The 26,472-nt window shown below is 63.8% G+C and carries 22 protein-coding genes; 8 read left to right on the top strand and 14 right to left on the bottom strand.

Going from position 1 to position 26,472, the window contains the following annotated elements; translation table 11 throughout:
* Window positions 1-69 precede the first annotated feature (69 nt).
* A complete protein-coding gene (locus tag J1C48_RS13720) occupies window positions 70-1,296 on the bottom strand; it encodes a GNAT family N-acetyltransferase (RefSeq protein WP_207258501.1) in 1,227 nt (408 codons plus the stop codon).
* A gap of 284 nt (window positions 1,297-1,580) precedes the next feature.
* A complete protein-coding gene (locus tag J1C48_RS13715) occupies window positions 1,581-2,135 on the bottom strand; it encodes a DUF924 family protein (protein WP_207258500.1) in 555 nt (184 codons plus the stop codon).
* A gap of 105 nt (window positions 2,136-2,240) precedes the next feature.
* Between J1C48_RS13715 and J1C48_RS13710 the strand changes: the two genes are divergently transcribed.
* Complete coding sequence (locus J1C48_RS13710) at window positions 2,241-2,465, top strand: sulfurtransferase TusA family protein (RefSeq protein ID WP_207258498.1); 225 nt, start codon at window positions 2,241-2,243, stop codon at window positions 2,463-2,465.
* Window positions 2,466-2,480: 15 nt separating this feature from the next.
* Here J1C48_RS13710 and J1C48_RS13705 read toward each other — a convergent pair whose 3' ends face one another.
* The 6 genes from J1C48_RS13705 to J1C48_RS13680 form a co-directional block, all read right to left on the bottom strand.
* The gene (locus J1C48_RS13705; RefSeq protein WP_207258497.1) at window positions 2,481-3,650 is read right to left on the bottom strand and encodes a CobW family GTP-binding protein; all 1,170 of its coding nucleotides are present in this window, start codon (window positions 3,648-3,650) and stop codon (window positions 2,481-2,483) included.
* 250 nt (window positions 3,651-3,900) lie between these two features.
* Window positions 3,901-5,292, bottom strand: coding sequence for a protoporphyrinogen/coproporphyrinogen oxidase (locus J1C48_RS13700; RefSeq protein ID WP_207258495.1), 1,392 nt, complete (start codon window positions 5,290-5,292; stop codon window positions 3,901-3,903).
* A gap of 469 nt (window positions 5,293-5,761) precedes the next feature.
* On the bottom strand, window positions 5,762-7,375 hold the full coding sequence (locus J1C48_RS13695) for an OpgD/OpgG family glucan biosynthesis protein (protein ID WP_207258493.1): 1,614 nt from the start codon (window positions 7,373-7,375) through the stop codon (window positions 5,762-5,764).
* Between the two features lie 307 nt (window positions 7,376-7,682).
* The gene (locus J1C48_RS13690; protein WP_207258491.1) at window positions 7,683-8,846 is read right to left on the bottom strand and encodes a M20 aminoacylase family protein; all 1,164 of its coding nucleotides are present in this window, start codon (window positions 8,844-8,846) and stop codon (window positions 7,683-7,685) included.
* A gap of 577 nt (window positions 8,847-9,423) precedes the next feature.
* Window positions 9,424-9,798, bottom strand: a complete 375-nt coding sequence (locus tag J1C48_RS13685) for a DUF2293 domain-containing protein (protein WP_207258487.1) — start codon at window positions 9,796-9,798, stop codon at window positions 9,424-9,426.
* A 9-nt stretch (window positions 9,799-9,807) separates the two neighbouring features.
* Entirely contained in the window at window positions 9,808-10,302 is a 495-nt protein-coding gene (locus tag J1C48_RS13680) for an SAM-dependent methyltransferase (RefSeq protein WP_231081793.1), read from the bottom strand.
* A gap of 139 nt (window positions 10,303-10,441) precedes the next feature.
* Here J1C48_RS13680 and J1C48_RS13675 point away from each other — a divergent pair, with 139 nt between their 5' ends.
* A complete protein-coding gene (locus J1C48_RS13675; protein ID WP_207258484.1) occupies window positions 10,442-11,455 on the top strand; it encodes an ArsR/SmtB family transcription factor in 1,014 nt (337 codons plus the stop codon).
* A gap of 11 nt (window positions 11,456-11,466) precedes the next feature.
* The gene (gene metF, locus J1C48_RS13670; protein ID WP_207258482.1) at window positions 11,467-12,378 is read left to right on the top strand and encodes a methylenetetrahydrofolate reductase [NAD(P)H]; all 912 of its coding nucleotides are present in this window, start codon (window positions 11,467-11,469) and stop codon (window positions 12,376-12,378) included.
* A 761-nt stretch (window positions 12,379-13,139) separates the two neighbouring features.
* Here metF and J1C48_RS13665 read toward each other — a convergent pair.
* Complete coding sequence (locus J1C48_RS13665) at window positions 13,140-14,417, bottom strand: amidase (protein ID WP_207258480.1); 1,278 nt, start codon at window positions 14,415-14,417, stop codon at window positions 13,140-13,142.
* A gap of 168 nt (window positions 14,418-14,585) precedes the next feature.
* Here J1C48_RS13665 and J1C48_RS13660 point away from each other — a divergent pair, with 168 nt between their 5' ends.
* A complete protein-coding gene (locus J1C48_RS13660; RefSeq protein ID WP_207258479.1) occupies window positions 14,586-15,806 on the top strand; it encodes an alanine racemase in 1,221 nt (406 codons plus the stop codon).
* Between the two features lie 7 nt (window positions 15,807-15,813).
* Here the strand turns inward: J1C48_RS13660 and J1C48_RS13655 are convergent, their stop codons facing one another.
* Window positions 15,814-16,272 carry a DUF4112 domain-containing protein gene (locus J1C48_RS13655; protein WP_207258477.1) on the bottom strand — a complete coding sequence of 153 codons (459 nt, stop codon included), beginning with the start codon at window positions 16,270-16,272 and terminating at the stop codon, window positions 15,814-15,816.
* Between the two features lie 269 nt (window positions 16,273-16,541).
* Between J1C48_RS13655 and J1C48_RS13650 the strand changes: the two genes are divergently transcribed.
* From J1C48_RS13650 to J1C48_RS13640, 3 genes are all read left to right on the top strand, one after another.
* Window positions 16,542-17,942, top strand: a complete 1,401-nt coding sequence (locus J1C48_RS13650) for a cation:proton antiporter (RefSeq protein ID WP_210345402.1) — start codon at window positions 16,542-16,544, stop codon at window positions 17,940-17,942.
* 203 nt (window positions 17,943-18,145) lie between these two features.
* Window positions 18,146-19,369, top strand: a complete 1,224-nt coding sequence (locus tag J1C48_RS13645) for a hypothetical protein (RefSeq protein WP_207258474.1) — start codon at window positions 18,146-18,148, stop codon at window positions 19,367-19,369.
* Complete coding sequence (locus J1C48_RS13640; RefSeq protein ID WP_207258472.1) at window positions 19,366-20,769, top strand: cytochrome P450; 1,404 nt, start codon at window positions 19,366-19,368, stop codon at window positions 20,767-20,769. The genes J1C48_RS13645 and J1C48_RS13640 overlap by 4 nt, the downstream gene beginning before the upstream one ends.
* A gap of 132 nt (window positions 20,770-20,901) precedes the next feature.
* On the opposite strand, the gene J1C48_RS13635 is transcribed toward J1C48_RS13640, so the two are convergent.
* The gene (locus J1C48_RS13635) at window positions 20,902-21,462 is read right to left on the bottom strand and encodes an HNH endonuclease (RefSeq protein WP_207258470.1); all 561 of its coding nucleotides are present in this window, start codon (window positions 21,460-21,462) and stop codon (window positions 20,902-20,904) included.
* A 94-nt stretch (window positions 21,463-21,556) separates the two neighbouring features.
* On the bottom strand, window positions 21,557-22,309 hold the full coding sequence (locus tag J1C48_RS13630) for a DNA-3-methyladenine glycosylase family protein (RefSeq protein ID WP_425523506.1): 753 nt from the start codon (window positions 22,307-22,309) through the stop codon (window positions 21,557-21,559).
* A gap of 54 nt (window positions 22,310-22,363) precedes the next feature.
* Here J1C48_RS13630 and gluQRS point away from each other — a divergent pair, with 54 nt between their 5' ends.
* On the top strand, window positions 22,364-23,302 hold the full coding sequence (gluQRS, locus tag J1C48_RS13625) for a tRNA glutamyl-Q(34) synthetase GluQRS (protein ID WP_207258468.1): 939 nt from the start codon (window positions 22,364-22,366) through the stop codon (window positions 23,300-23,302).
* Here gluQRS and J1C48_RS13620 read toward each other — a convergent pair.
* Both J1C48_RS13620 and glgX read right to left on the bottom strand, forming a co-directional pair.
* Entirely contained in the window at window positions 23,271-24,236 is a 966-nt protein-coding gene (locus J1C48_RS13620; RefSeq protein ID WP_207258467.1) for an AEC family transporter, read from the bottom strand. The two genes, gluQRS and J1C48_RS13620, sit on opposite strands and share 32 nt — an antisense overlap.
* 172 nt (window positions 24,237-24,408) lie before the next feature.
* Window positions 24,409-26,457: a glycogen debranching protein GlgX gene (glgX, locus tag J1C48_RS13615; RefSeq protein WP_207258466.1), complete on the bottom strand. Its 2,049-nt coding sequence runs from the start codon at window positions 26,455-26,457 to the stop codon at window positions 24,409-24,411.
* Between the last annotated feature and the right edge of the window lie 15 nt (window positions 26,458-26,472).

Below are 26,472 nucleotides of genomic sequence, written 5' to 3'. Positions count from 1 at the left end.
TCCGCTCTAAGCCATTGTTTTGCCGCATGATGTGACCCGAAAAGTCATGCAACTTTTCGGCACCATGCTCTAACGATGGGGCAGGTGATCGCGCAGCCAAAGACGGGCAAGACGAGTCAGATTTTGCGTGCGCGTCTGCCGGGTGATGCTCCTCACCGCTGCGGCAACGGCCTTGTCCGATCCGGGCGCGAGCCCGATGACGAAGGTCGCCACCGGCAACCGCTCCGGCCAGAAGCGGTTCATTACGAAATTATCAGGCATGGCACAAGAATCGGCCGCTTTGATCGCCGGATCGGCCAGGATCGCCCGCGTCGTCTCATCGATCAGCTGTTGGCCCGGCGAGGCCACGGCGAACGCCTCATCATAGGCCATTTTCCAGGCGAAGGCGTGACCGCCCTGAATCAACGCGACGAGGCTTGCCACTGCCCGATCGCCAGCGCGCAGCGTATAGACCCGGGCTCGGCCGTCTTCGCCGAGAGAGTTGACCGACTCGCGCGCAAAGGCCGCGCGGTATCGATCGAGGACCATGGCGCTGCGGGCGCGGCCCTTCCAGCCGCTGGCCTCGAGATTGAGAAAGTCCTCGAGCGCGACGCGGACCTGCTCGGGGTCGCGCGAGACGTGGAAACTGACCGGGCCGTGACGTTGCAGCCGGCGTCGCTGCCGCGCCAACTCACGGCGCCGGCGCGAGGAGAGTTGGCCGATATTGAGAAACTCGTCGGGGCCGCCTTTCGTCAAGCCTGCACGGGTGAAGCTGTTGGTCGTCGCCATCGGCAGGCCGGCGGCCGCGGTGACATCGCGAAGGGCGGCGGCGAAGGGGCCGTCGACGCGGGTCTCCGGAAGGACGAGAACTTCAGGCATCTTGGCTTCGTTCGAGACGAGCATGTTGAAGAAGCCGCGAAGCGTTTCGCGCGGATCGTCGCCGTCGAGCGGCAGGGTGCCGAGGCGGCCGAAGGGGTGGGCCCAGGCGCGGAGCATCGAGACACCGGAAAACCGCGCGCAACGCTCCACCGTATAGGGCATGAACAGCCGAAGCCGGCTATGGGCGGTGCCCTCGTCGCGCAACACCATCACCTTGACGCTGCGCTCGTCGAGCCGGGTCATCGCCGGCACGAAGAAGCGTGAGTCGAAGAAGACATTCGGCTCGATCGCCCGGCGGCAAAGGAACTGCAGTTCTTCGATCAAGGCGAAGGCGGATTCGGGCTTGTAGACGGTGAAGCGCCTGCGTCCGCCGCTGCTGGGCACAGCCAGGTCGAGAAGAGGCGGCACCGTGGTCAGCGTTCCATCATTCGCAGCCATGCGTTCGGCCGGCGATGGTGTGTTCGTGAGACGATCGAAAAAAGACTGGGCTACCGGCTTCATATTGGTGATCGCCCGATCGGCGACGGTCTCCATTGTTAGGCGATTTCGGTGCTGACGGTGATGCCGCTGAAACTATTTCTCCAAATGCAATATCGCCAACGGGGCTTGCAATTTTATGTCGGACCCAAGGACGGGGCAGTAACGATAAGAAACATGTCTCGTGACGCATTGCGAACGCTTGCAAATTTTCCGTCTTGCGGAACCCTTCGGTGCCGCGTCAGTCAGCCCAGGAAACCACCTGCATCGAGATACGCCTCTTCCTCTGCAGTGGTTTCTCGGCCGAGGACGATATTACGATGGGGGAATCGGCCAAATTTCGCAATAATGTCGCGATGGTCTTCGGCAGCATCGACATTCTCGGCGTTGCCGATACGTGTCATCCATGCCAGGCAATCTTCTTGATCTTGCAGCGCTTCCGAATGCATCAGCGGCATGACAAGAAATTGGTTGATATCCTCGGCGACGGTTTCATGATCGCCGCGGGCCAATGCGCTGCGTGCGAGGCCAAGGGCCTTCTCGTCGGTCGCAAAGGCCAGCGGCGAGCGGCGAAACATGTTGCGGGGGAATTGGTCGAGCAGAATAATCAGCGCCAGCATGCCCGTGGCGTCCTCAGCCCAAAAATCAAGGTCGCCGCGCGCCGCCATTTCGTAAAGATCGCCGAAGCGGCTGCGGATCGTCCGATCGAAATCGGTATCCTTCTTGAACCACCGATTCGGACCAGCCTCGCGCCAAAACTCGACGACCGTCTGCGGATCGGGAGCGTAGGGTCGCGACATGGGATGAGACGTCTCCGGCTGGACAATGATCGATGGCCGGCCTCGCCGACTGCCGTTAAGGAAATAGGGATTGCGACGCCCGATGACAGGGGGAGGTCAACGGTGATGATCGAGTTAGATCTGCGCGGTTTGCGCTGCCCTTTGCCGGCACTTCGCACCCGGGCCAGCCTGGCCGGGCTTCAGCCCGGCATGTCGATTCGGGTGCTCGCCGACGACCCGTTGGCGGCGGTCGATATCGCGCATCTGTGCCAGAGCGACGGTCACTGCCTCAAAGCGGTCATTCAGGACGCGGGTGTCACGCGCTTTGAGATCGTTTCGAAAGGCGCCTGAGATCATTGGCCATCGTTACGGACCGAAGCGCAGGCCCGGAATCGCCAACGGATTTTCTTCGATCGCCGTGCGGTCGGCGGTGTCCGGTGCGACGCCACCCGTGAAGGCCGCGAAGAGATCGCGGACGAAGCTCTCCTCAAGGTCTTGCGCAATGACCACCAGACGTGTCTTGCCCCCGGCGCCGGCGGGCCAGGCCGCAAGCCGCGCGGGGGGATGCAAAAAGCCCTGGACGCCATGCAGTACAAGTGGTCGGTCGGGGTCTTCGGCCAGCCTGACAATGCCTTTCATGCGCAGGATTTTCTGGCCGGCCGTGCCGTTGAGGATTTCCAGAAACCCGGTGATCGCAAGCCAGGTGACGGGACGATCCGTCTCCAGCGAGAACGAGCGGATGCCGTCCTGGCGCAGATGATGCTCATGATCGTGGTGGCCATGGCTGTGATCGCCATCATGGTGGTAATAATGGTCGTGCTCGTGGTCGCAATGAGCGTCGGGTTGATCGCTTGGCTCGCCAAGCCAGACGCCGATGTCGTCACCGCGGGCGAGCGTCGCGGTCAGGCCGCAGCCTACGAGAATGCCTTCGGCGCCGGTGATCGTGCTCGCGTCGACGATCGGGGCCCGGGCGTTCAGATCGCGGATCGCGGTCCTGGTGGCCTGAAGTGCCGCAGGGGAGGCCAGGTCGCCTTTGGTCAGAACGATGCGATCGGCGACGGCCACTTGCCGCCGGCTATCGGCGTGGTCGTCCAAGGTTTTGGCGCCGTGCGCGCCGTCCACCACCGTGACGACGCCGTCAAGCGTATAGGCCTCGACGAGGGTGGGGTGAGACATGAGGGCCGAAAGAATCGGGCCCGGGTCTGCAAGACCGGTGGTCTCGACGACCACGCGCTGCAACGGCGCGCCGCCTTCGCCGTTCTTCGCTTCGGCCAGGTCGCAGAGCGTGTCGATCAGTTCGCCCCGGACGGTGCAGCATAGACAGCCATTCGACAGCGAGATCACCCCGTCGCTCGACACCGCCTCGACTAGGATCGGATCGATGGCGGCCTCGCCGAATTCATTGACGACGACGGCCGCACCGGAAAGGGCCGGATCGCCGATCAGGCGATTGAGCAGGGTGGTCTTGCCCGCACCGAGAAAGCCGGTGAGCAGTGTCAGCCGGATGGGGGCCGCTGAAATGCTTTGAGGCGCCATCGTGTCGTCCTGTGCTGCGGCGAATTGAGGAAAGGCGCAGCCTCATTACAGTATCGACCGGAAAATCGGAATCGATTTTCGGCAAAGCACGATGCGTAGAATCAACGAGTTGGAGCGTCCCTTCTGCGTCCAATCGGACGCAGGGCGCTGTCGGCCAAAGCTTGTACGATGTCTTCTGTCACCACGGGGGGGGGGGGGCTGAGCGATGGCACCGGCCGGCTGGGTCTGACGTCTGCCGACTCGCTGATCATCAGGCGGCGGCGATGCTTCCTGGCTTGACGCTATCGGCGGTCGCCATGAGGTTGGACAGTCTTTCGAGTCCGGCTATGTCGACATCCTGTCGAACATAATGACGGACGTCTTGCATCCGGCGCAAGGTTCGGCAGTAGACATCTTCCATCAAGATATGGGCGAATTCGCCATTCCGGCCGATGCTGTAAAGACCGGCGATGCCTGTCGAGCGCGCGAAGGCCTGACGTTCGGCCTCGTAGTCGAGACGATAAACCGGATAGGCAACCGGCGTGCGCATGATGCCGCCGATGCCGAGATATTTTCCGCGCAGATGCGGATAGATGTCGCAAAGACCGTCCAGGCAGATTTCGGCGAGCTTGTCGTCGGGCATCGTCCAAGAGGCATCGCCGGCCGCGCAGCCGATGTCGAAGGTGATCAGCGTCTTGCCCTCGGGGGCGAGCCACGGCATCGAGATCGGTGTCTCGGTGAGCCGGAAGAACGGATATTTGCCCCCCGGCACCCAGAGCATCGTGTCGGGCAGATGGTGGCGGCCTTCGAAATGGATGTTGACGAAGACCATCGGGCGGTAGCGGAATCGCGCCAGGTGATCGAGCCTGCTGCTACCGTCGAGCAGTTTCGGCAAGACGTGAACCGGTGCCGTGCTGATCACCGCCGAGACCTCGATCACCTTGCCGTTCACCCGGACGCCTGCGACCTTTTCGTCCTCGACCAAAATCGCTTCGACGGGCGATTCCAGGTGGATGACGTCGCGAACGTTTTCCAGTGTCGGTTCGAGCAGGCGGGCGACGCCGCCTTCCGGGTAGACATGGTAGATTCCGGCGTTTTCCCGCAATTCGTGGGAATAGCCGATGCAGACGGCGCGGCCGGTCACCCGTGCGGCGGCCTTGAGGTAGAGGGTCTTCAGTGCGCCATTCGACATTTTCTCGCCGACCGCAGGCGATAGCTCGGACGCGGGGACGCCGGACCAAGCCTCGGCGATCGGAATCGCCACGGCCTCGGCCAGCGCATCGCCATAGTGGTGGCGGAACCAGTCTTCGGCGGTGACGATCTCGTGCTTGCGAAATCGTGAGGCGATCGCGCCTTGCACAAAGCGCGGCGAGCGCATCAGGCCGAACGGATAGCCGCGCGAGACGCCGCCGAGATAGACGGCCTCACCATAATGGCGCACTGTCCGGCAGATATTGGCGGCTCCGAGCGTGGCGGCAAGGCGATTGTTCACGAAATGTGCGCCGAAGTCATAGCTGAAGCCGGCGGGATCCTTGAACGAAGCCATCAGGCCGCCCACCGCTTTGCCTGCCTCGAAGACGGCAACGGGAAGTCCAAGTCGTTTCAGCTCAGCAGCTGCGGTAAGGCCGGCTATGCCGGCGCCCAGAATCGCGATCGGCCGCATATTCCTCTCCGTCCCGCTATGATGCCGGATCTTCACCTGGAACTCGATCGGCGTTCGAGAAACGGCAATTTTCCGTTAAGTCGGTAAGCTGACCAATTATTCTTGAGATTCCGTTTCGGTAATGGACTGTGAGTATTTTGCGTTGCCGACGAATGCTGGTCATCGTTAATGAAGGGTTGCAGTGGGCCGGCAAAGGCCCTCGGGCTGCCGCAGCACAGCGCTCTCCCAGATGGCCGCGCGACGAGGCATAGCAAAACCGCCTCGGAACAGACTTCCGAAGCGGTCGCTTTCAGGCGGCGATGGCGGCGTCCGTTCCGCTTCCGCTGCCGTGATGGGCCCATGCGCCTCAGCGTGAGCGGCTTGGAAACGCCCCTACCTGTTGTCGCACCGCGACGACCGAGCTTCGGCTTGCGCGCGTCATGATCTGGAGCGCCGCTGCCGCAGCGGCGCTCCAGGCCGAGGCCTGCGATCAGGCCTCCGAATTGGGCTTGGGCAGGAACTGGTAGAGCCAGGTCTCGGTCAGCGTCTGCTCGCCGCGTTTGAGATAGGCTCGCAGATCCACCGGATCGGTGCTGTCGGTCTTCAGATCGAAGGTCATTCGCCAGGCTGTGCCGACCTTCACCGAATAGCAGTCGACATTCGAGATCGTGCCACGCGATGACGTTACGACGGCTTCGACGCCCTTGGCATCACGATCGAGCTTGGCGACGTAACCGCCGTCGAAGTCCACTGCCAGTTTGACGACGCCCTTGGGGCGTGGCTGGCCCGGAATGCCGCCGCGGCCGATGCGGGTGGCGGTCACGGTGCTGACCTCGGGCGGATAGGGCGCGTCCTTCGACCACGTCAGACGATAAGAGAGCGGGATCTCGTCGCCTTGCTCGACCGGTTCATCGGCAACCCAATAGGCGACGATGTTGTCGTGGATCTCGTCGTCGGTCGGGATTTCGACGAGTTGCACCTCGCCCTTGCCCCAACTGCCCGTCGGCTCGACCCAGACGCTCGGCCGCTTTTCGTAGAAGACGCCGTCGTCCTCGTAATTGGCGAAGGAGCGATCGCGCTGCAAAAGGCCGAAGCCTTTCGGGCTGGTATCGGCAAAGCTCGACGTGCGCACCTCGCCCGGGTTGTTCAGCGGCCGCCAGATGCGCTCATTGGCGCCTGTCCACAGCGCCAGTCCGTCGCTGTCGTGGATCTCCGGCCGCCAGTCGACGCGATCGGGCCGGTCGGTCTCGGAGAACCAGAACATCGAGGTCAGTGGCGCCAGGCCGAGGCGCGCGATCTTCTTGCGGGCGAAGAAGCGGCTGTCGATATCCATGACCACCGGGCCGTGCTTGCCAACATCCATCCGGAAGACACCGGTCATGCTGGGAGAATCGATCAGACAGGTGATGACGAGATCGCGGCCGATCGTTTTCGAGGGCTCCAGATAATAGTCGGTGAAGCGCGGAAACTCTTCGGGGGTCGGCATAGCGACGTCGATGGCAAGGGCGCGGGCCGACAGGCCGTATTGGTTGAGCTCGCCGGCTGAACGGAAATAGGCCGCGCCGAGAAACGCCAGCCAGTCGGTCTGCTGGTCGGGGGCCATCACCCTGAGGCCGGCATAGCCGATATCCTTCGGCAGTTGGCGATAGGGGCTGTCGCCGGGCATGTCGAAGACGGCCGCATCGTAGCGCAGCTCGCGCGACTGGCCGCCGTCGACGACATGGATGCCGACCGGCAGCTGGAAGTAGCGGCCGAGCGGAAACAGCCGGACGGGCGCCTTGCCGCCAGCCACGTTAAGGGTCGCCTTGGGCTTGTACTTGATCTTCCAATGGGCGTCGAAGTCGATTTGGTCGAGGACTTTCGGATCGCGCGGTTGGAGCGGCACATAGGGCTGCATCGCCCGCTGGCGCGCCTGATCCGCCAGGAGTTCGAAGGAAAAGGCTTTGGGAGCCTCGAAGGACAGGAGCTTGTCGTCGGCGAACGCTCGGCCGGTAGCGGGCAGAAGGCCGAGCGCGGCGGCTGCGGTCAAAAAGCTGCGCCGGTTAAGGCCGGACGGCTCTCCCGCGGAATCCGGCCCAGCCGACGCTGGGATGTTGTTGCGCATTGAAAATCGTCCCTACACATGACTGAGCACTGTTGCGGTGCCCAATTTCAATGAGCGCAAGGTGGGGCGCATTTTGGCATTGATAAGGCGTTTGTTGCATTTTATTAATGCATTCAGTGAGCGTGATGATAATATGGGCAATACTGTGCCTGCCGCCACGAAGCTTCGAGGTGGGCATCGCACGCCAGAGATCTGGCCATGTCCGCCGGGCGGTTATCCTTAGGTAATGTGGTCTCCGGATCGGCGGAAGCTTGCTGACATCCTTGGCTGAAATCCTCATCGTCTTTGCGGCACGCGGCGCGGCGGGTCAGGCGGCCAGACGACGCTGCACCATGCGGGCGAGCAGGCTCGCGCCGATTGGCAGGATGGCATCGTCGAGAACGAAGCCGGGATTGTGCAGCGGCACCGTGCCGCCATGGCCGACCCAGCAATAGGCGCCGGGCACGACATGCAGCATGTCGGCGAAGTCTTCGCTGCCCATCGTCGGTCGCGCCCCGGTGTAAACCTTATCGTCTCCGACGATCTCGCAGGCGGCTTGGCGCATCGCCTCGGTCTCGGCGGGATGGTTTTCGAGGACCGAAAAGACGTCGCGGATATCGACGTCGATCTCGCAGCCAAAGCTTTGCGCGAGACCTGAGGCGATCTCGTGCATGCGGCTGGCGACAAGGTCGCCGACATCGTCATGGAAGAAGCGGATGGTGCCGGCGAGAGCGGCGGTTTCCGGGATGACGTTGTAGGCGCTGCCGGCATTGATCTTGGTGATCGACAAAACGGCGGGCTTCAAAGGATCGACATTGCGGCTGACGATGGTCTGCAGGCTCTGGCCGAGGGTCATGGCGATGACGGCGGCGTCACGCGCCTTGTTGGGCATGGCCGCATGGCTGCCGCTGGCCTTGATCGCGATGTCGAAGAACTTCGCGCCGGCCATCGCCTTGCCGGGAAAAATCGCCATTTCGCCAAGGTCGAATTCCGGTGAATTGTGCAGGCCGTAGATCTCGTCGCAGGGGAAACGCTCGAACAGGCGGTCGGCAATCATCGCCCGGGCACCGCCAAGACCTTCCTCTGCCGGCTGGAAGACGAACATCGCGGTGCCCTTGAAGTCGCGGTTTGCCGCGAGATAGCGGGCGGCGCCGAGCAGCATGGTAGTGTGTCCGTCATGACCGCAGCCATGGAAGCGCCCGGGATTTTGCGAGCGATAGGCAAGGTTGGTGTGCTCCTCCATCGGCAGGGCATCCATGTCGGCGCGAAGACCGATCGTCCGCCCGGCGCCGGCCGTGCCGTTCAAAACTCCGACGACGCCGGTGACCCCGATGCCTTCATGTACCGCGTCGAGGCCGTAGCCTCTCAGCTCTTCCGCGACGATGGCGGCGGTTCGCTTTTCTTCAAAACCGATTTCCGGATGGGCGTGAAGATCATGGCGGATCGCCGTCAGATCGCTGAAAAATCCTTGGATCTCGGGAATGACGCTCATTGGTGGGCCTCGCTTGATGGTGGCTTCGGCGCGCTTGACAGTTGCGTCCGCCCCGGGCGTCGAATTGAGATGCTGCGGACCTTCGCCGTGCCGCCGGGGCCGTTGCAAAGTCCCGAGCCGATCGGCCGATTGGGACGCACGCAGGCAGGATTGTCGCACACGGATCTTTCGCGCGTATAGAGCCTGTGCCGCAGGTTTTGGGCGGGTAACGCGGCTTTTCAGGTGTGATGGGCGATCCATGCGGTTCTGGTATGGCAGCCATGTCGTGGTCGCCATGGCGCCATCGGCGCATTCGTGTCAAAAATTACCTCAGCAAACACCTCCTCCCAAATGTTTGCTGAATTTAGAAGGCCCGTTCGGATCCTCCCCCGGACGGGCCTTTGTTATTTCATCGGGCTGCATGCCCGGTCGGGCTGTGCGGCACACATGAATCTCGGTCCGCCCGGTGTCCGGGGATATCGGGATCGATCGTGCGCCGCAGCCCCGGTTTTGACCCATCGTAATTTGACCCATCGTGATAAGATGACCGACGTTTCGAGCGGATGTTTGCAGCAGGAGGATTGGCCTCATCGCTGGTTCAGCCGGTCACCTCGTCGTCCATGGACGAACTGTCGTTGTCCGCGGCCGCCGGATCGCGGTCGGGCTCCGCATCGCTATCGCTTGCATCCAGCCGTCGGCGGGCGCCCCACTTGTCCAGCACGGCGTTGATGTCGTCGAGCACGAAGAACCGCGCCGCATCGCGGTCGTAGCCTTCGTCCATCAAGGCGTCGTAGTCGGTGTGTTCGTGACGGATGCGGGCGACGGCGGCAAGCCAGACCGCCACCTCCGGTGACAGCGTGCGCATGTGCCGCGAACGTGCCGCCTCGCGAATGGCTTGCGCGTCGATGAAGGGCGCGCGCGGGATCGCCGCTGTCAGCGCCCGCGCGATCTGTCTTTGCCGCTCCGTCGCCATTGCGCCCGCCTAAGCTTCCGCCGGGCGATCGACCGAGGCGAAATAGGGTTTGATGTCGAGAAGCGGGGTGTTGTCGAGGCTGTCGATTGCATCGATCTCGACGATGCCGGTCGTCATGTCGAGTGTCAGGATCTCGGCGAGATGCAGGCCGATCGGATTGGGCCGAACCGGCGAACGGAGCGAAAAGGTGCCGCGCGCGGTCTCGGCATGCCGGGGCTTTTGCAGCGCCAGGTCGCGGGCCGAGCCATGCAGCCAGCTCAGGCAGAAGATATGATCGCCGGGTTTGAGCCCGACGAGCGCCTCCCGCCAAGGCCGGTCGACCTCAAGGTGACCCGCTACGCCTGCTTCGAGTGCGGCCCGGCGGTTCTTCGGGCAGGCCGCGCGATCGGTGACCGGCGAGCGGATCCGGCCGATGAACACCAGGCCGGCATCGTCGAAGGTCGGTTGCGAGCCGGAAAACGCGACTTCGCCGAAGCGCTTGGAGCTGGGAAGAGGCAAGGTCACGGTCCAGGCTTTCGATCGATCCAGAAGGAAAAGAGGAGAGGATCCGTGATCATAGGCCGACGGCCGGGGGCGGGAAAAGAGACTTGCATCGGCGATCGTTTTCACATAAACATATCTTTATATCATGATCGAGATTGCCATGTTGGATGTCCGCAAGTTCCCGTTCGAGCCCTTTGTCGAGCTGCTGCGCGCTGTGGCTGAGCCGACCCGCTTGCGGCTGCTCGTCCTTCTGGCTGATGCCGATCTGACCGTCAGCGAGTTGACGACCATTCTCGGCCAATCGCAACCCCGCATTTCTCGGCATTTGAAGCTCCTGTCGGAAGCGGGGCTGATCACCCGTCACCAGGAGGGCTCCTGGGCATTTTTTCGGGCGAGTGACGATCCGGCGGCGCTGCCGGTGATGCGGGCGCTGGTCGGCTGGATCGATCCGAGCGATCCGATCCTCAGCCGTGATGCGCAGCGACTGGACGAGGTTCGGGCGCGGCGATCGGAGCGGGCGGCGGATTATTTCGCGCGCAACGCCGCCCAGTGGGACCGCATCCGCTGGCTGCATGTCTCCGATGATGAGATCGAAGCGGCGCTTCTGAAGGCGCTCGGACGGCGGCGGATCGACACCTTGCTCGACGTCGGCACCGGCACCGGTCGGATGCTGGAGGTGCTCGCGCCGCGGGTCGAGCGGGCGGTCGGTATCGATTCCTCGCGCGAAATGCTGGCCGTGGCCCGGGCGAAGATCGATGAGGCCAAGATCGCCAACGCCTTCGTCCGCCTCGGTGATGTCTACCATCTGCCGATCGAGCGGGGCGGCTTCGATCTCGTGGTCATTCACCAAGTGCTGCATTATCTCGACGAGCCCGGCCGGGCGGTCCGCGAGGCGGCGGCTGCGCTGGCGCCGGGCGGGCGGCTCGCCATCATCGATTTCGCCCCCCATGACTTGGAGTTTCTGCGCAGCGAATACGCGCATCTGCGGCTTGGTTTTTCGAACGATGCGCTGAAATCCTACGTGGATGCCGCAGGCTTAAAAGTCGCGTCGCTCGTCCATCTGGAATCGAAGGCCGCCGATGCGGCCGGCCTGACCGTCACGATCGTCATCGCCGAAGATACGCGGCGCCTCGTCGCGGACGACGATCGTGTGGAAACATCAATTGCAAGTTGAGGAATGCGGTCATGAGTCAAGTCAACGCCCTGTCGAACACCGGCATCAACGTCTCCTTTGAATTCTTCCCGCCGAAGACCGACAAGATGGAGGAGAATTTGTGGCTATCGATCGAGCGGCTGGCGCCGATGCAGCCGAAATTCGTGTCGGTGACCTATGGTGCCGGCGGTTCCACCCGTGAGCGCACCCACCATACGATCGAGCGGATCCTCAACGAGACGAGGCTTTTGCCGGCGGCGCATCTGACCTGCGTCGACGCGTCCCGCGAGGAGGTGGACGAGGTCGTGCGGCAGTATCGTGACACCGGCGTGAAGCATTTCGTCGCTTTGCGCGGCGACAGCCAGAGCGGCGTCGGCGGCAAATATGTCGCGCGCCCGGACGGCTATCGTAACGCGGTGGAGCTGGTTGCCGGGCTGAAGGCGATCGACGATTTTGAGATCTCCGTGTCGGCCTATCCGGAGAAGCATCCCGAAAGTCCGGATTTTGCGACCGACATCGATCTGTTGAAGCGCAAGGTCGATAACGGCGCCACCCGGGCGATCACCCAGTTCTTCTTCGACAACGATATTTTTGAACGCTATGTCGAGCGCGTCCGCAAGGCCGGGATCTACATCCCGATCGTCCCGGGCATCGCGCCGATCCACGACTTCACCAAGATCGCCCGCTTTGCCGGCGCATGTGGCACAAGCATTCCGAACTGGCTAGCACGGCGCTTCGACGGTCTGGAGGACGATGCGCAGACCCGCTCGCATGTCGCCGCCGCATTTTGTGCCGAGCAGGTGATCGACCTGACCCGGCGCGGCATCGGCGATTTCCACTTCTATACCATGAATCGCGCCGATCTGGTCTATTCGATCTGCCACATTCTCGGGCTGCGCGCGGTGCGGCCGGCGGAAGGAACACCGGCTGCCGCAGCCGCCTGAGGCGGGGCGGCGGCCTCTCCAGCATCAGCCCGAAATTTGGTATCGATTTTCGCGCCAATGCGTTGGCTCAACACCATCCGTGCGACCCGTCGACGCGCGCCACCCTCGATCACATCGTGGCGGCACAAGCGAAGAAAGGCCAGGATCGCTCCCGGCCTTTCGTCTCTTCGCCTGCGTCGAAGGCAGGAACCGTTCGATCCGCCCGTTCCGCAGCCCTCCGTCGGCTTTTGCGGCAGCGCCGGATCAGGTGCACTCTAGAGCGGAATGCGATAAACTGGAATCGCCATTCCGCTCTAAGCCATTGTTTTGCCGCATGATGTGACCCGAAAAGTCATGCAACTTTTCGGCACCATGCTCTAACGCATCGGCTTGAAAATCGGGATCGATTTTCGAAAAGCACGATGCGCCACTTGAATGCTGTGGCGCGTCCTTTCGGACGCACGGCACGCTAGGGCATGTAACCCGCCACCATGGCTGCGAGGAAGGCAAAGGCCGCGCACATCATGATGAGGTTGAGTGAACGCGTGAGTTGCATGATTTGAGGCTCCTCGTTGCATTCCGCGATGGAGGTTAACGGAAGACGGCGCGCCGTAAAGGCACAATCGTCGCTGCAGCGCGGGATACAATCGGCGCAAAAATGTTGACCGCTTGCAACACAGGCGATGCAAGCGCGAAGACCGCCGCAATTATTTTGCCGCTTGGTCCCAATTCTGGACAGATTTGCGCGGCGGCTTTCTTCGCGATGGCGGGTCTGGTCCCGATCAGGCGCAAATCAGCCTTTGCAGCAGCGCGGCGGCCGAAAGCGCTTTGGCGTCGCAGCCGAAGCGCGCAATCACCGACACGCCGAGCGGTAGACCGCTCCTGGTTGCAAAGCCGGGAACGGTGACGACGGGATTGCCGGTCAGCGTCCAAAGCTTGTTCATCTGGGCGTCGCCGGTGCTGCGGAGACTTGCGGGGGCGGGCCCCAGCGCCGAGGGCGCGATCAGGACGTCGACGGTTTCAAACAGTTCCGACGCCGCCTTGCGGCCGATCCGGGCGGTGCGGCGGGCGCGGTCATAGGCCGACACCTCGATCGCGGCCCCCTGATCGAGGATCGCGCCGACCTTGGGGCCGAGTTGTTGTCGGTGCTGGCGATATTCGCCCGAAAGCGCCAGCACCGCTTCGAAGCCCTCAACGCTCGCATGGGCCTCGCGGGCCGCGGATAGCGCTGCCGGTTCGCTGACGTCGATGAGCCGGGCGCCGGAGGCTTCAAACAGCCGCCCAGCCTCGTCGACGGCGACGGTCATCGCCTCATCCACCGCGCCGTCGACGCTGCTGCGATAAAGGCCGACGGTGAGGCCCCATGCATCGGCGCGATCGGATTCGGCAAAGATCCGGTTTGTGATCAGCGACGCGGCGAGGTTCAGATCCTCGACGCGGGCGGCGAAGAGTCCTGCGGTGTCGAGGGTATAGGCGAAGGTCTTCATGCCGACCGTCGGCAGCAGCCGAAAGCTCGGCTTGAAGCCGGCGACGCCGCAAAAGGAGGCCGGGCGGATCACCGATCCGCCGGTCTGCGATCCGAAGGCGAGGGGGACCATGCCGGCCGCGACCGCCGCGGCCGAGCCGGCAGACGAGCCGCCGGGCGTGTGATCCAGATGGCGCGGATTGCGCGTCGGTGTCGGATCGAGGCTGGCAAATTCGGTGGTCGTCGTCTTGCCGATGATCGCCGCGCCGGCATGCCGAGCCAGCGAGACGAGCGCTGCATCGGTGACCGGACGATGGTCGCGATAGATCGGTGAGCCGTGTTCGGTCGCCATGTCGAAGGTGTCGTAAATGTCCTTCACCCCGATCGCGATTCCCGCCAGCGGGCCTTTCGCCGTGGCGGCGTCTGCGAGCGATGCCTCCGGCGCCAGGCGCAGAAAGGCGCGGACGGGACCGTCACCCGTTGCGATCCGGCCTTTGGCGGCGCTGATTTCGCCCGCCGGGGTGCTTGTGCCTGCTTGAAGGGCGGCAAGGATGCGGCGCAGCGAAATCGGTGCGAGCGGATGCCGGTCGAGCATGGCCGATTCCTTTCGATCTGATCGCGGCGGAAGGCGGCACCGTCACCAGGTTGCGTCGGCGTGACGGTATCCGCAAGCGCAAACCATCTCCTGCTTACTGGGTGTCTTATTCGACCTTTCGGCCCTGTGCCCCATGTTCTGCCCCGCCACCTTGCGGGAGACATCAGCTTGCAGAGCTTTGCGACGGCCAAGGATGCCGCCCTGTCCCTTCGTCCAGACGCGCCGGTCTATTGTTTTCGCCCGGCGGTTCTCACGGCCGATGCCAAGGCTTTCGTTTCGGCATTTCCCGGAAAAACGGCCTATGCGGTCAAGACCAATGGCGAGCCGATGGTGCTCGAAACGCTGGCCAAGGCCGGTATCTCGATCTTCGACGTCGCCTCGCCCGGGGAGTTCGCGGCGGTGCGCGCGGCAAAGTCGGATGCCGAGATGCTCTATATGCATCCGGTGAAGGCACAATCCGACATCCGGCTCGCGCTGGAAACCTATCGTATCCGCACGTTGTCCCTCGACCATGAGGACGAGGTCGCCAAGATCCTGCGCGTCGTGCGCGCGCTCGACATCGATCCGGCGACGGTCACCCTGTTCATCCGCATCCAGACCAAGGGACATGCCGCCTACGAATTGTCGAAGAAGTTCGGAGCGGCGCCCGCCCATGCCGTCGAGTTGCTGCAGCGCTGCCATCGGGTTGGCTTCAAGGTCGGGATTTGCTTTCACGTCGGCTCGCAGATCGAGGATCCCGACACCTACGAGCGGGCACTCGCCTCGACCGACTGGGTCCGCAATCGCGCCGATGTGCCCTTGGCCGGGCTCGACGTCGGCGGGGGATTTCCGGCCGAATATGGTGCCGATCCGCGGCGCAAGCAGCGCGACATGCCGAAGAGCTCGGAAATCATGGCGCGGCTGACGGCGGATCTCGAAGAATGGGGTTTCGGCGACTTGCCGCTGGTTGCCGAGCCCGGCCGGGTGATCGTCGCGCGGGCCTTCTCGCTGATCGTGCGGGTGCTGCTGAGGAAGGGCCGGCGGCTCTACATCAATGACGGCATCTGGGCGTCGCTGTCGGATTCGTGGACCGGCAAGATCACCCTGCCGGCGCGTTTCATTCCCGATCCTGCCCGAATCAATCGCAGCGGCAACGCCGCCAAGATCGGCGCGTTCAAGGTTTGCGGCGCCACCTGCGATTCCGTCGATATCCTGTCGCGGCCGTTCTGGCTACCCGAGACGGTCGACACCGGCGATTGGATCGAGATCGGCCATATCGGCGCCTATTCGCTGTCGCTGCGAACGCGCTTCAACGGCTTTTATCCGGACACCTTCGTCGAGGTGACCACCCCGTTCCACGAGGGCGAGGCGGCCGAGGGCTATGCCAGCCTTGAAACCATGGCCGACTAACGACGGCTTAGGCAGCCCGGCGGGCGTTGGGTGTGATGTCCTTCATCGGCCGTGGTTCGTCGCTTTCGTCGAGAGCGACGTCTTCGTCAAAGTGCTCGAGGATGATGGCGAGGTTCTTCCGATTGGCTTTGAAGAACACGTCGAAGATGTCGCCGACGATCGGCACAGCACCGCCGAACGTGTCGATGCCGACATTGGCGAGCATCTTGACCAGTTTGCGCGTGGGCATGCCGAGCCGGCGGGCTTCGTTGACGATCCACAGCGAGACGAGCGCGGCGCCGGCATCACCAATGCCGGGAACGAGGCCGACGATCGAATCGCCGCCGAAGCTGATGCCGGTGCCGGGAATGCGGATCGCCGTGTCCATCAGGCGGGCGACCTTCGAAATGCGCCGCAGCCGTCGAAGACGATCAGCATCGTCGAAACTGCCGGCAAAAGCGCGGTTTTCGGCATAGGTGGTGCTCATGGGTGCAATCGGCCTTCCTGCAAGGTCACGGCGAGAGACGGCGAAGTGCGCTCTCGACATGTCATATGGGGGCGTGATTTCTCGGGAAAAAGATCCCGTTACCGTTAAGGAAAGAAGCCGGCGCCTTTTCGAACTCCGCCGTGCCGTTGCGCCGGGCGGCCACGGGACCGCAAAATGGCAAAATGGATTGTCGGCGGATCATGGCGATCGATCATCGCCAGGGGCGTCGGTGACAGTTATGGCAGACTGACTGGGACTGGAGAGCTTCGTTGCAAGAGACTGCAGCCGGACATGCCGGCGACCTGACCGCCATCGCCTTCGTCATTCTCGTCGCGGTGCTTGCCGGTCTCGGGCTGATGCGTCTGAAACAGCCGCCGCTGGTCGGCTTCATTCTGGCTGGCGTGCTGCTCGGTCCTTCGGGCCTCGGCGTTGTCTCCACCTCCGACGAGAATGTCACCATGCTCGCCGAGATGGGCGTGTTGATGCTTTTGTTCTTCATCGGCATGGAGCTGTCTCTGAAGGCCTTTGTCGCGACGCTGAAGCCGGCGGTGAAGATCGCCGGCGGACAGCTCGCGGCCGCGATGGCGATCACCTTCGGCCTGAAGCTGATCTCCAACGCGACCCTCGCCGAAGCGATCATTCTCGGCTTCATCATCGCATTGTCGTCGACGGTCGTCGCGATGAAGATGCTGGAGGATATCGGCGAATTGCGCACCGAGCCGGGGCGGATCGCGGTCGGCGTGCTGATCGCCCAAGATCTCGCGGTGGTGCCGATGCTGATCATCTCGACCTCGCTCGGCGGCACCGAAAAGGTCGATTGGGTGAGCTTGGTGATGAAGATCGTCGTCGCGGTGGCGGTCCTGGCCGGCCTGCTCTGGTATCTTGGCCGCCGGCCGAAGCTGAAACCGTCCTTTGCGGCGGCGATCGAGGATAACGTGGAAATCCTCGCCCTCGGCTCGCTCGCCTTCTGTTTCGCGGCCGCATCGATTTCGGGGCTTGTCGGCTTGTCGCCGGCCTATGGCGCGTTTATCGCCGGGCTGGTGGTTGGCGCCTCGACGCTCCGCTCGCCGGTGATCCACGTGGTCGAGCCGATCCAGTCCATCCTCTTGGTGGTGTTCTTTCTGTCGATCGGCCTGCTGATCGATCTCGACTACATCGTCGACAATTGGGGCCTTGTGCTCATCGCCGCGATCGTCGTCGTTCTCGCCAAGACCTTTCTCAATGTGCTGCTGATTCGCTTGGCGGGGCTGCCGCACAAGACGGCGGTCGAGGCGGGGCTTTCGATGGCGCAGATCGGCGAGTTCTCCTTCGTGCTCGCGGCGGCGGCCTTCGCGTCGGGCGCGATCGGCACCGACGTCTATCGTTTGGCGCTCGCCGTCACCGCAATCACGCTACTCGTTTCGCCCGCCTGGATGGCGCTGACCCGCCGGCTCGAAGGCGAGGCACGGTTCGGCTATCACGAGTTCCGCGAGGCCCTGGCAGAAATCTACGAAGGTCAGGTCGAGACGGTCGAGGATCTCGGCTTCTGGCTGCGGGTGCGCGGCCGCGCGCTCCGCCGGGCGTTTCGGCGACGCCGTGCGCTGAGGGCCGTGGCGCGCCGTGACAAGACCGAGGCGCATGACAAGGTGGCATTGGAACGCCCGCCCGACAGAGATTCTGCGGGCGAGTAACGGCCTCGCCGACCTCATACGCCTTGCGACCCATCTTCGCCGTTTCCTTTTCATACCTTGATTCCGCACGCCTCCTTGGCATAGTCCGCGGCGGCCGACGCGGGTTTTGACGACGACCTTTTCAAGCGGCGTCGCGTCGCCTTGAATGGCGGCGGTCTGTGCAGATCGGGCCGGCCACGCCTCGAACCGGAGACACGCAGTCGATGACGCAGACGGAAGATCAGGAGCGGTGCGAGACGAACCGCCCTTCCGATTTCCGGCGCCACGTCTTCTATCTGCATGGTTTCGATCCGCGGGGCGCGGGGATCTATCACGGGCATTTTCGCGACGGGCTGGATGCGGCCAGTCGGCGGTGGTCCCGCAAACTCGCGATCACTGAGACGGAGACCGAAGCGCTCGCTGCTGCCGCTTGGACGGTGACGGCCGACGATGAGGCCAGCGGTGGCCGCGTCGTCACCCGCTATGAGATGTTGTTATGGACCGACATCGTCCGCCGCTACTGGTTTCCCGGCCAGCAGTTGCGATTGGCGCTCGAATCCTTCCGCTTCGCGTTCACCACATGGCGCCTCGGTATCTTGAAGCGGTTCCGCCGGCCGGCTTGGGCCCTTTATGTGGCGATCTTGATGACCCCGGCACTCGTCGTGACGGCGGCGCTCGTCGCCGCGCTTGCCGTTTTTCTGACCGTCCGTGTGGTCTTGGCTCTGGTCGCCGAACTCGGCGCCGCTCAGAATGTCGCGCTGGCGATCGCTGCGGGCGCGGCCGTGATCATGCTGTGGGTCTTGGCGCGCGGATGGCGGCGCCTGAAGGCGTGGTTGAACATCTGGTGGGTGACGCGCTTTCTCGGCTATCTGCGCGGCCTCGCCGATGGACGCTTCGACCGTGACGAGGCGAGGGCGCAAGCCTTTGCCGAAAGAATCTTCGCCATCTGGCGAACGGGGGCGGTCGACGAGATCTTGATCGTCGGCCACAGCCTTGGGGCAATTTTTCTAGTGCGTGCCGGCGCGCGGTTGTTGCAGCGGCTGCCGGAGGGGAAAAGGGGGCCGAACATCGTCCTTTTGGCGCTCGGCCACACCGTTCCGCTCTACACGCTTCTCGGCGGGGACGAGGGATTCCGGCAGGATCTGGCCGCGCTCGCGACGAGCGAGTGCGTGCGGTTTCTCGATGTCACCTCCGGCTCCGACCCCGGATCGAGCTGCCGGATTCCGCTCATCGAGGGCATCGATCTTCGCGGCGAGCCCTCACGAGTGATCAGCCGGGAGCCGGATTTCCACGACAGTCTCGAAGCCGAGACCTTCCGTCACATTCGCATGCGCCCCCTCGACTTTCATTTTCAGTATCTCAAACCGTCCGAACGTGGTGCCGGCTTCGACTATTTCGAACTCGTCACCCGGCCAAGACCGATCGAAACGAGCATCGCCCAACCATGAGCGAAGACTTCCGCCCCGTCCTCCCTTTGGCGCAGGACGGCCATCCCGGTCCGCTGGAGCGGATCCGGGGCCATCTCCGATCAAGCCTCGGCCTGTTCTTGAAGGGCAGCTATGGTTTTATCGGCATCAGCCGCCACCGCATCCCGAGCTTGCCGTTGATGAAGCCGCGCACGCTCTACAACGTTCGCGATCCTGAGCTCATTCGCGAGATTCTGGTCCGCCGCTTTGCCGAGTTTCCGAAGGGCAAGCTGATGGAACGGATGATGCGTAAGCTCTCCGGCTATTCCATCTTCGTCTCCAACGGTGAGGCGTGGGAGCGGCATCGCCGGATCGTCGATCAGGCGTTCGGCCAGGCCGGAGTGCGCAACGTCTTCACGCTCATGCGCGACGCTTGCGATGCCAGTATCGCCCGCCTCGCCGCCGAGGCAGACAGCGGCAAGCCCGTCGCCATTGACGCCGAGATGACGCATTTCGCCGGCGACGTGATCTTTCGCACAATCTTTTCCGAGCCGATGTCGACCGAGGATGCGCGGCGCATCTTCACCGCCTTTGAGGAGTTTCAGGCGATCGCCTTTGCGCAAGGCATGATCGGCCTCGTCGGCGTCCCCATCCACTGGCTCTGGTCGAACCGCCGGGCCCGCAAAATGGCGCGGGAGATCCGCGACGTCTTGAACGGTCCGCTGCAGCGTCGGTTGAAGGCCGTCCGTGAGGGCCGCGAGGTCCCAAAGAACGACATTCTATCGGTTTTGATGACCGCTGAAGATCCGGTGACCCGGACCAAGTTCGAGGGCGGGGAACTGCTCGATCAGATCGCCATGCTATTTCTGGCGGGCCATGAGACCTCGGCTGCGGGGCTGGCCTGGGCGCTTTACTGCCTTGCCCATCGGCCGGACGTCCAAAAGCAGCTGCATTGCGAGGCGCAGACGGTGCTCGGCGAGCGCGCGCCGAAATTTTCCGACATGAAGCGGCTCGATCGCACCCGCAACGTTTTTCGCGAGGTGCTGCGGCTCTATCCCCCGATCGCCTATCTCTCGCGCGATACCGACAAGCCCGAAAAGCTCGGCGAAGACGAGATCCCGAGCGGATCGCCGGTCGTCGTGCCGATCTGGTTGATGCATCGCCACACCGAATATTGGAAGTGCCCGCACGAGTTTCAGCCGGATCGGTTTCAACGGCCCGAGACGCGCCAGGCGCAGCGCTGCGCCTATATGCCGTTCTCGATGGGTGCGCGGGTCTGCGTCGGGGCAGCCTTCGCCCTGCAGGAAGCGGTATTGGTCCTTGCCGAGATCATGCGGCGTTTTGAGGTCGCCCCTGTCCCTGGTCACGACCCGCAGCCGGTGTCGCGGCTGACGGTGCGCTCCGACAACGGCATCCAGCTTTTCGTGAATTCGGCGCGCTGAAGGCGGGGCGGGAGAAGTGGGATTGCCCCCGAACTGTCGCCGGGTCGTGCGGCAGACAGGGCACGGCCGAGCGGCGGATTGGCCGAGGGTTCTCGTCGGGGGCCGAATTCGAGCAGGCGCGTGCCGCCTTGATCACTCCGGATCGAGTTCGGAATCCCAGTAGAGATAGTCGAGCCAGCTGTCGTGCAGATAGTTCGGCGGGAACAGCCGGCCGTTGTTGTGCAGATCGTGGACGCTCGGCTGGTAAGGCGTCTGCGTGGGGATCATACCGGCTTGCTTCGGCATCAGGCCACCCTTCTTCAGATTGCAAGGCGAGCAGGCCGCGACGACATTTTCCCAGGTGGTGAGACCGCCTTTGGAGCGGGGAATGACGTGGTCGAAGGTCAGTTCGTGCGGCGAGCCGCAATACTGGCACTGGAATTTATCGCGCAGGAAGACGTTGAAGCGGGTGAAGGCCGGGTTTCTCGCGGGTTTGACGTAGGTCTTGAGGCAGACGACCGAGGGCAGGCGCATCGAATAGGTCGGACTTCGCACCGCCCGTTCATATTCGGCGAGGATCGTCACACGGTCCAGAAACACGGCCTTGATGGCGTCCTGCCAAGACCAGAGCGAGAGAGGGTAGTAGCTCAACGGCCGGAAGTCGGCGTTGAGGACAAGGGCTGGGGATAAGTCCTGACTGACCGCGATCGTCACCGCATTCTCCTTAGGCTTTCGCCTATTCAAGTCGCCATGCGTCGGTGCGGACTATCGTGCTCTAACATGTCGCCTTTGTGAAGCCTGAAGCCAGTCATGACAGGGACTTGGCGGCGCTTGGCCGCGGCTTTCGCTTCGCCCGGCCGGCTTTTGCTGTGGAAATTTGCGGCGTTGACGGCTTGATCGCATCGGCCGCCGGAACCACTTCGCGGCTGTGGATAGCTGCATAGTAAGCCCAGAACAGGCGGGCGGCGACGGAACGATGCGGTCGCCAGGTTTCGGCGATCGTTGCAACGGTTTTGGCGGAGGGGCGTGATTCGTGTTCAAGGGCGTGACCGACGGCAGCCTGCAGCGCCAGATCGCCGGCGGGAAAAATATCGCGATGGCCGGCGCAAAACAACAGATAGCACTCGGCCGTCCATATGCCGATGCCGCGCAGCGCCACGAGTTCGGCGATGGCGGCTTCGGCGGGGGCGTTCTCGCATCGTTGAAGATCGACCTGACCCTCGGCGATCGCCGATGCGAGCGTGCGGATCGTCGCATATTTCGGCCGCGACAGGCCGGCGCCGCGCAAGGTTTCTTCGTCCGCGGCAAGGATCGCATCGGGATCGCGCAGATCAACGGCTGTGGCGAGACGGCCGAAAATCGCGTCTGCGCTGGCCTTCGCGACCTGCTGGGCGACGATGATCGCAATCAGCCCCTCGAGGCCGGCGCGCGAGCGCCGCAGTGGCACGGTGCCGGCGGCTTTCAGGATTGCGACCAGGCGCGCATCGGCCGACAAGAGAGCGTCGAGCGCTGCGGCGATATCGGCTTCGGTTCGGATCATGATTGCGGCCGCCTTCGTCATTTTCCTCTCGCAATCGAACCATAGCAGGATGGGCCAACGAGGGAATCGCCGATCATGTCTCGAAACGACGCCGTCTTCCGTTTCGCGCCCAGTCCGAACGGCGAGCTGCATCTCGGCCACGCCTTTTCGGCGCTGGTCAATTTCGAGATGGCCCATTCAGCTGGCGCGACCTTCCTGCTGCGACACGAGGACATCGACACGACAAGGTGCACGCCGGCCTTCGAGCGGCAGGTCGAGGACGATCTCAACTTTCTCGGTGTCGACTGGGACGGTCCGCCCCGGCGCCAGTCCGAGCACATGGCCGATTACGGCGCTGCGCTGGAGGCGCTGGCGGCCGAGGAAATCGTCTATCCGGCTTTCATGACCCGCGGCGAGGTGAAAGCGTATGTCGAGCGCTACGAGGCTGAGGAGGGGCGCCCGTGGCCTCGCGATCCGGATGGCGCGCCGCTTTATCCGGGGCTTGATCGCCATGCCAGCACGGCGGAACGCGAACACCGGATGAGCGAGGGCGAACGGTTCGCCTGGCGGCTCGATGTCGAGCGGGCGATCGAGATGGTCCCGGCGCTCAGCTGGGACGAATATGGGGCCTCACCGCTCGGCGAGAGCGGCAAGATCGTCGCCCGGCCGCTGGAATGGGGCGATGTCGTGCTCGGCCGAATGGATATCCCGGCGAGTTATCATCTGTCGGTCGTGGTCGACGATGCCATTCAGGGCGTCACCGACGTGGTGCGCGGCCGCGACCTGTTCTACGCGACCAGCATTCACCGCCTGTTGCAGGCACTGCTCGGGCTGCCGGTGCCGCGCTACCATCACCACGCTCTAATTCTCGGCGAGGACGGCCGCAAGCTGTCGAAAAGCGCTGGCGACACCGCGATCCGGGCGCTGCGCGAGGCAGGGATGACCGCGGAGGATCTGCGCCGGATGGTCGGTCTTGCCGGTCGCAGCGCCGCCAAGACCGCCACTATACCCCGAGGATCTTCAGCCAGGCGCTGAGCGTCACAACCGAGGCAATGGTTGAGATCAGAATGGTCGTCGCAGCGAGTTTCGCGCCGGCCTTGAAATAGGTCGCTAAGAGATAGGCGTTGATGCCGGCCGGCGCCGCCGCCGTGATGACCGCGCCCTTCAGCCAAAGCGGCGGCAGGCCGAGTTGCGTCGCGAACAGCCAGACGCAGAGCGGCATCACCACCAGCGACAGGACGGTGATCAGCGACGAGGCGAGAAGGTCGCCACGAAGCCCGTAGCGGGTCAGTGACATGCCGAGGGCGAACAACGCCAACCCGCCCGCTGTCCCTCCGAGGAGCTTCGTGATCTCGTCGACGGCCCCTTCGAGCGGTAAGCCGAGGCCGTGCCAGCACAGGCCGATCAGAATGCCGACGACGATCGGATTGGTCAGGAGATTGACCGCCATCCGTCGCGCCATGCGCGACAATGGGATCGGCTCGCGGGCGAGCGGCGAGCCGACGGCCGCATCGAGCGCGGCCGCTCGTTCGATCAAAAGGGTCGAGGTGATCATCATGACCGGCAGATGGATCGAAATGATCAACAGCAGCGGCTGCAACCCGGCATCGCCGAAGGCGCGCTGCAGCGTCGGGATCGCCACAAAGACCGTGTTGGCAAAGCTCGCCGAGATGCCGGCAATGACGCCGGTGCGATGATCCGTGCGGGCGATTTTGCGCATCGTCAGGGTGCCGAGGGTCCAGGAGACCGCCACACCGCCGAAATAGGCGATCCAGAGGGCCAGCGGATTGGCGCTGCCGAAGCTCATCGTCGCCAGCGTGCGGAACAGAAGAACCGGCACGGCGATGACGAAGACGAAGCGGGCGAGCCCATCGCCGACCGCTTCCGACAATAGGCCGGTGCGCGCCGCGGCATAGCCAAGGGCGATCATGCTGAAGATCGGGACAATGATATTAAAGATGGTTTGCATAAAGGCGGGCGGGATGGCTGACCCGAGAAGGATGGGCCGTTGAAATGAGGGCAAAGGCGGCCACGCGCCATCTGTCACCGGTCGCCTGATCGCGTCTTCCTGCTACGCGTCGTAGCGCCGCCCGGCAAGGGCGTCCAGTGCGTGCGTGCCGCAGCGTCCGATCTGCCGTGCCCTATCCGCCGTGCTGTTCAAGGATCACATAGACCGCGCGTGGGGCGATCGTGAGCGTGCCGTCGGCGGGCAACAGCAGGGTCTCGGCGCCGGGCTCGTCGGACCGGAGAAACAGCGTGAAGCGATGGCGGGGCCGAGCCGCCGGCAGGCGCACCTCGACGCACGAGGCGGCGGCGTTGAGATAGATCAACGCCCGCTCGCTATTATCGTCCGTGCTGCGGCGCGGCGCATAGACGCTCATGGCGAGGCAATGACGGGTCGGATCGTGCCAATCAACGTCGCGCATCGGCGTGCCGGCTTCGGTCAGCCAGACGACATCTTCGACATCGCCCTCAACAATATTACCGGTGAGAAACCGGTCGGCCGACAGCGCCGGATGGTCCCGGCGCAGCCTGGCCAGCCTGGCGACGAAGGCGGCGAGTGACAGGTCGGCGGCCGCCCAGTCGAGCCAGAGCGTCTCGTTGTCCTGGCAATAGGCGTTGTTGTTGCCGCGCTGGGTGCGGCCGATTTCATCGCCGGCGACGATCATCAGACTGCCGCGCGAGACGAAGAGCGTGGCGAGCAGCGCGCGGACGTCGCGTTGACGTCGCGCTTGGATCTGGTGGTCGGCGACGGGCCCCTCGACGCCCTGGTTCCAGCTGAAATTTTCGCCGTGGCCGTCGCGATTGTCTTCGCCATTCGCCGCGTTGTGCTTGTCGACAAAGGCGGTCAGATCGGCAAGGCAGAAGCCGTCATGGGGCGCGATCATGTTGACGCCGACCGACGGCCGGCGCCTGGCACCGCCGAAAATGTCCGCCGAGCCGGCCAGGCGCGTCGCCAAATCGCCGACCATCGCCGGATCGCCGCGCCAGAATCGACGCACGTCGTCGCGGAAGCGATCCTGCCATTCGTAAAAGGGCGGTGGAAATTCGCCGACCCGGTAGCCGCCGGGGCCGATATCCCAGGATTCGGCGATGTGGATGCAATCCTTCAGCAGCGGATCGTCGGCGATCGTCCGCAACAGCGGCGCAGCCGGCGAGAAGCCTTCGGCGTCGCGGCCAAGGACCGGCGCGAGATCATAGCGAAAGCCATCGACCCCGGCCGTCTCGACGAAATGACGAAGGGTGTCGAGGACGAGCCGGGCGACCGGCTCGCGATCGCAGGCAAAGGTGTTGCCGCAGCCGGTGTCGTTGATCAGCGCGCCGTCCTCGGCGTGGCGATAGTAGAGCGCGTTGTCGAGGCCGCGATAGCTGAGCGTCGGCCCCTCGGCCGGGCCTTCCCCGGAGTGGTTGAAGACGACGTCGAGAAGCACGCGGATGCCGCGATGATGAAACCCGTCGACCACCCGCCGAAGGTCGCCGGGGCCGCCGGGAGCAAGGCGCGGATCGAGCGCCATATGGGTGATCGGATTGTAGCCCCAGGCATTGGTCAGCCCAAGCTGGCTCAAATGACGTTCGTCGATCCAGGCGGCGATCGGCATCAGCTCGACGGTGTCGACACCGAGCGCGGCGATGTGGTCGAGCAGCGCCGGTTCGCACAGGGCGGCAAGCGTGCCACGGATCGGATCCGCCACGGCCGGGTGGCGCTGGGAAAAACCGCGCACATGCAGCTCGTAGACAAAGCCCGGCGTCGACGAGGCCAGCGGTGCGGCATGCCGCTCAGGATCGCAGACGATCGCGCGGGGAACATAGGGCGCGCTGTCCAGCCGCTGATCTGCCGGAGCGGCGAGGACGGGGTGGTAGATGAAAGGCCGGTCGAGCCGGATGGCATAGGGATCGACCAGCAGCTTCGAGGGATCGAAGCGATGCCCGGCCGCCGGATTGAAAGGCCCCTCGGCCCGCAGTCCGTAGCGCGCGCCGGGTTTCAGATCGGGCACGAAGCCGAAGCGCACGCCGTCGGCGGCCCCCGGCAGGCGCAGGCGCTGGACCTCCCGCGTGCCGCTCTCGTCGAACAGGCAGAGGTGGATCCAATCGGCGTTTTCGGAGGTGACGGCAAACTCCACGCCGCGCTTTGTCGGTGTCGCGCCAAGTCGTTTCGGCAGACCGCGCTCTGAGGTGATCGAAACGCTCATGCCCCGGTGCTACAG

The sequence above is a fragment of the Jiella flava genome, assembly GCF_017349315.1.
Classification (GTDB): Bacteria; Pseudomonadota; Alphaproteobacteria; order Rhizobiales; family Rhizobiaceae; genus Jiella; species Jiella flava.
Note: the sequence above shows the minus strand (reverse complement) of the source record. Positions and strands in the feature narration are given on the sequence as shown.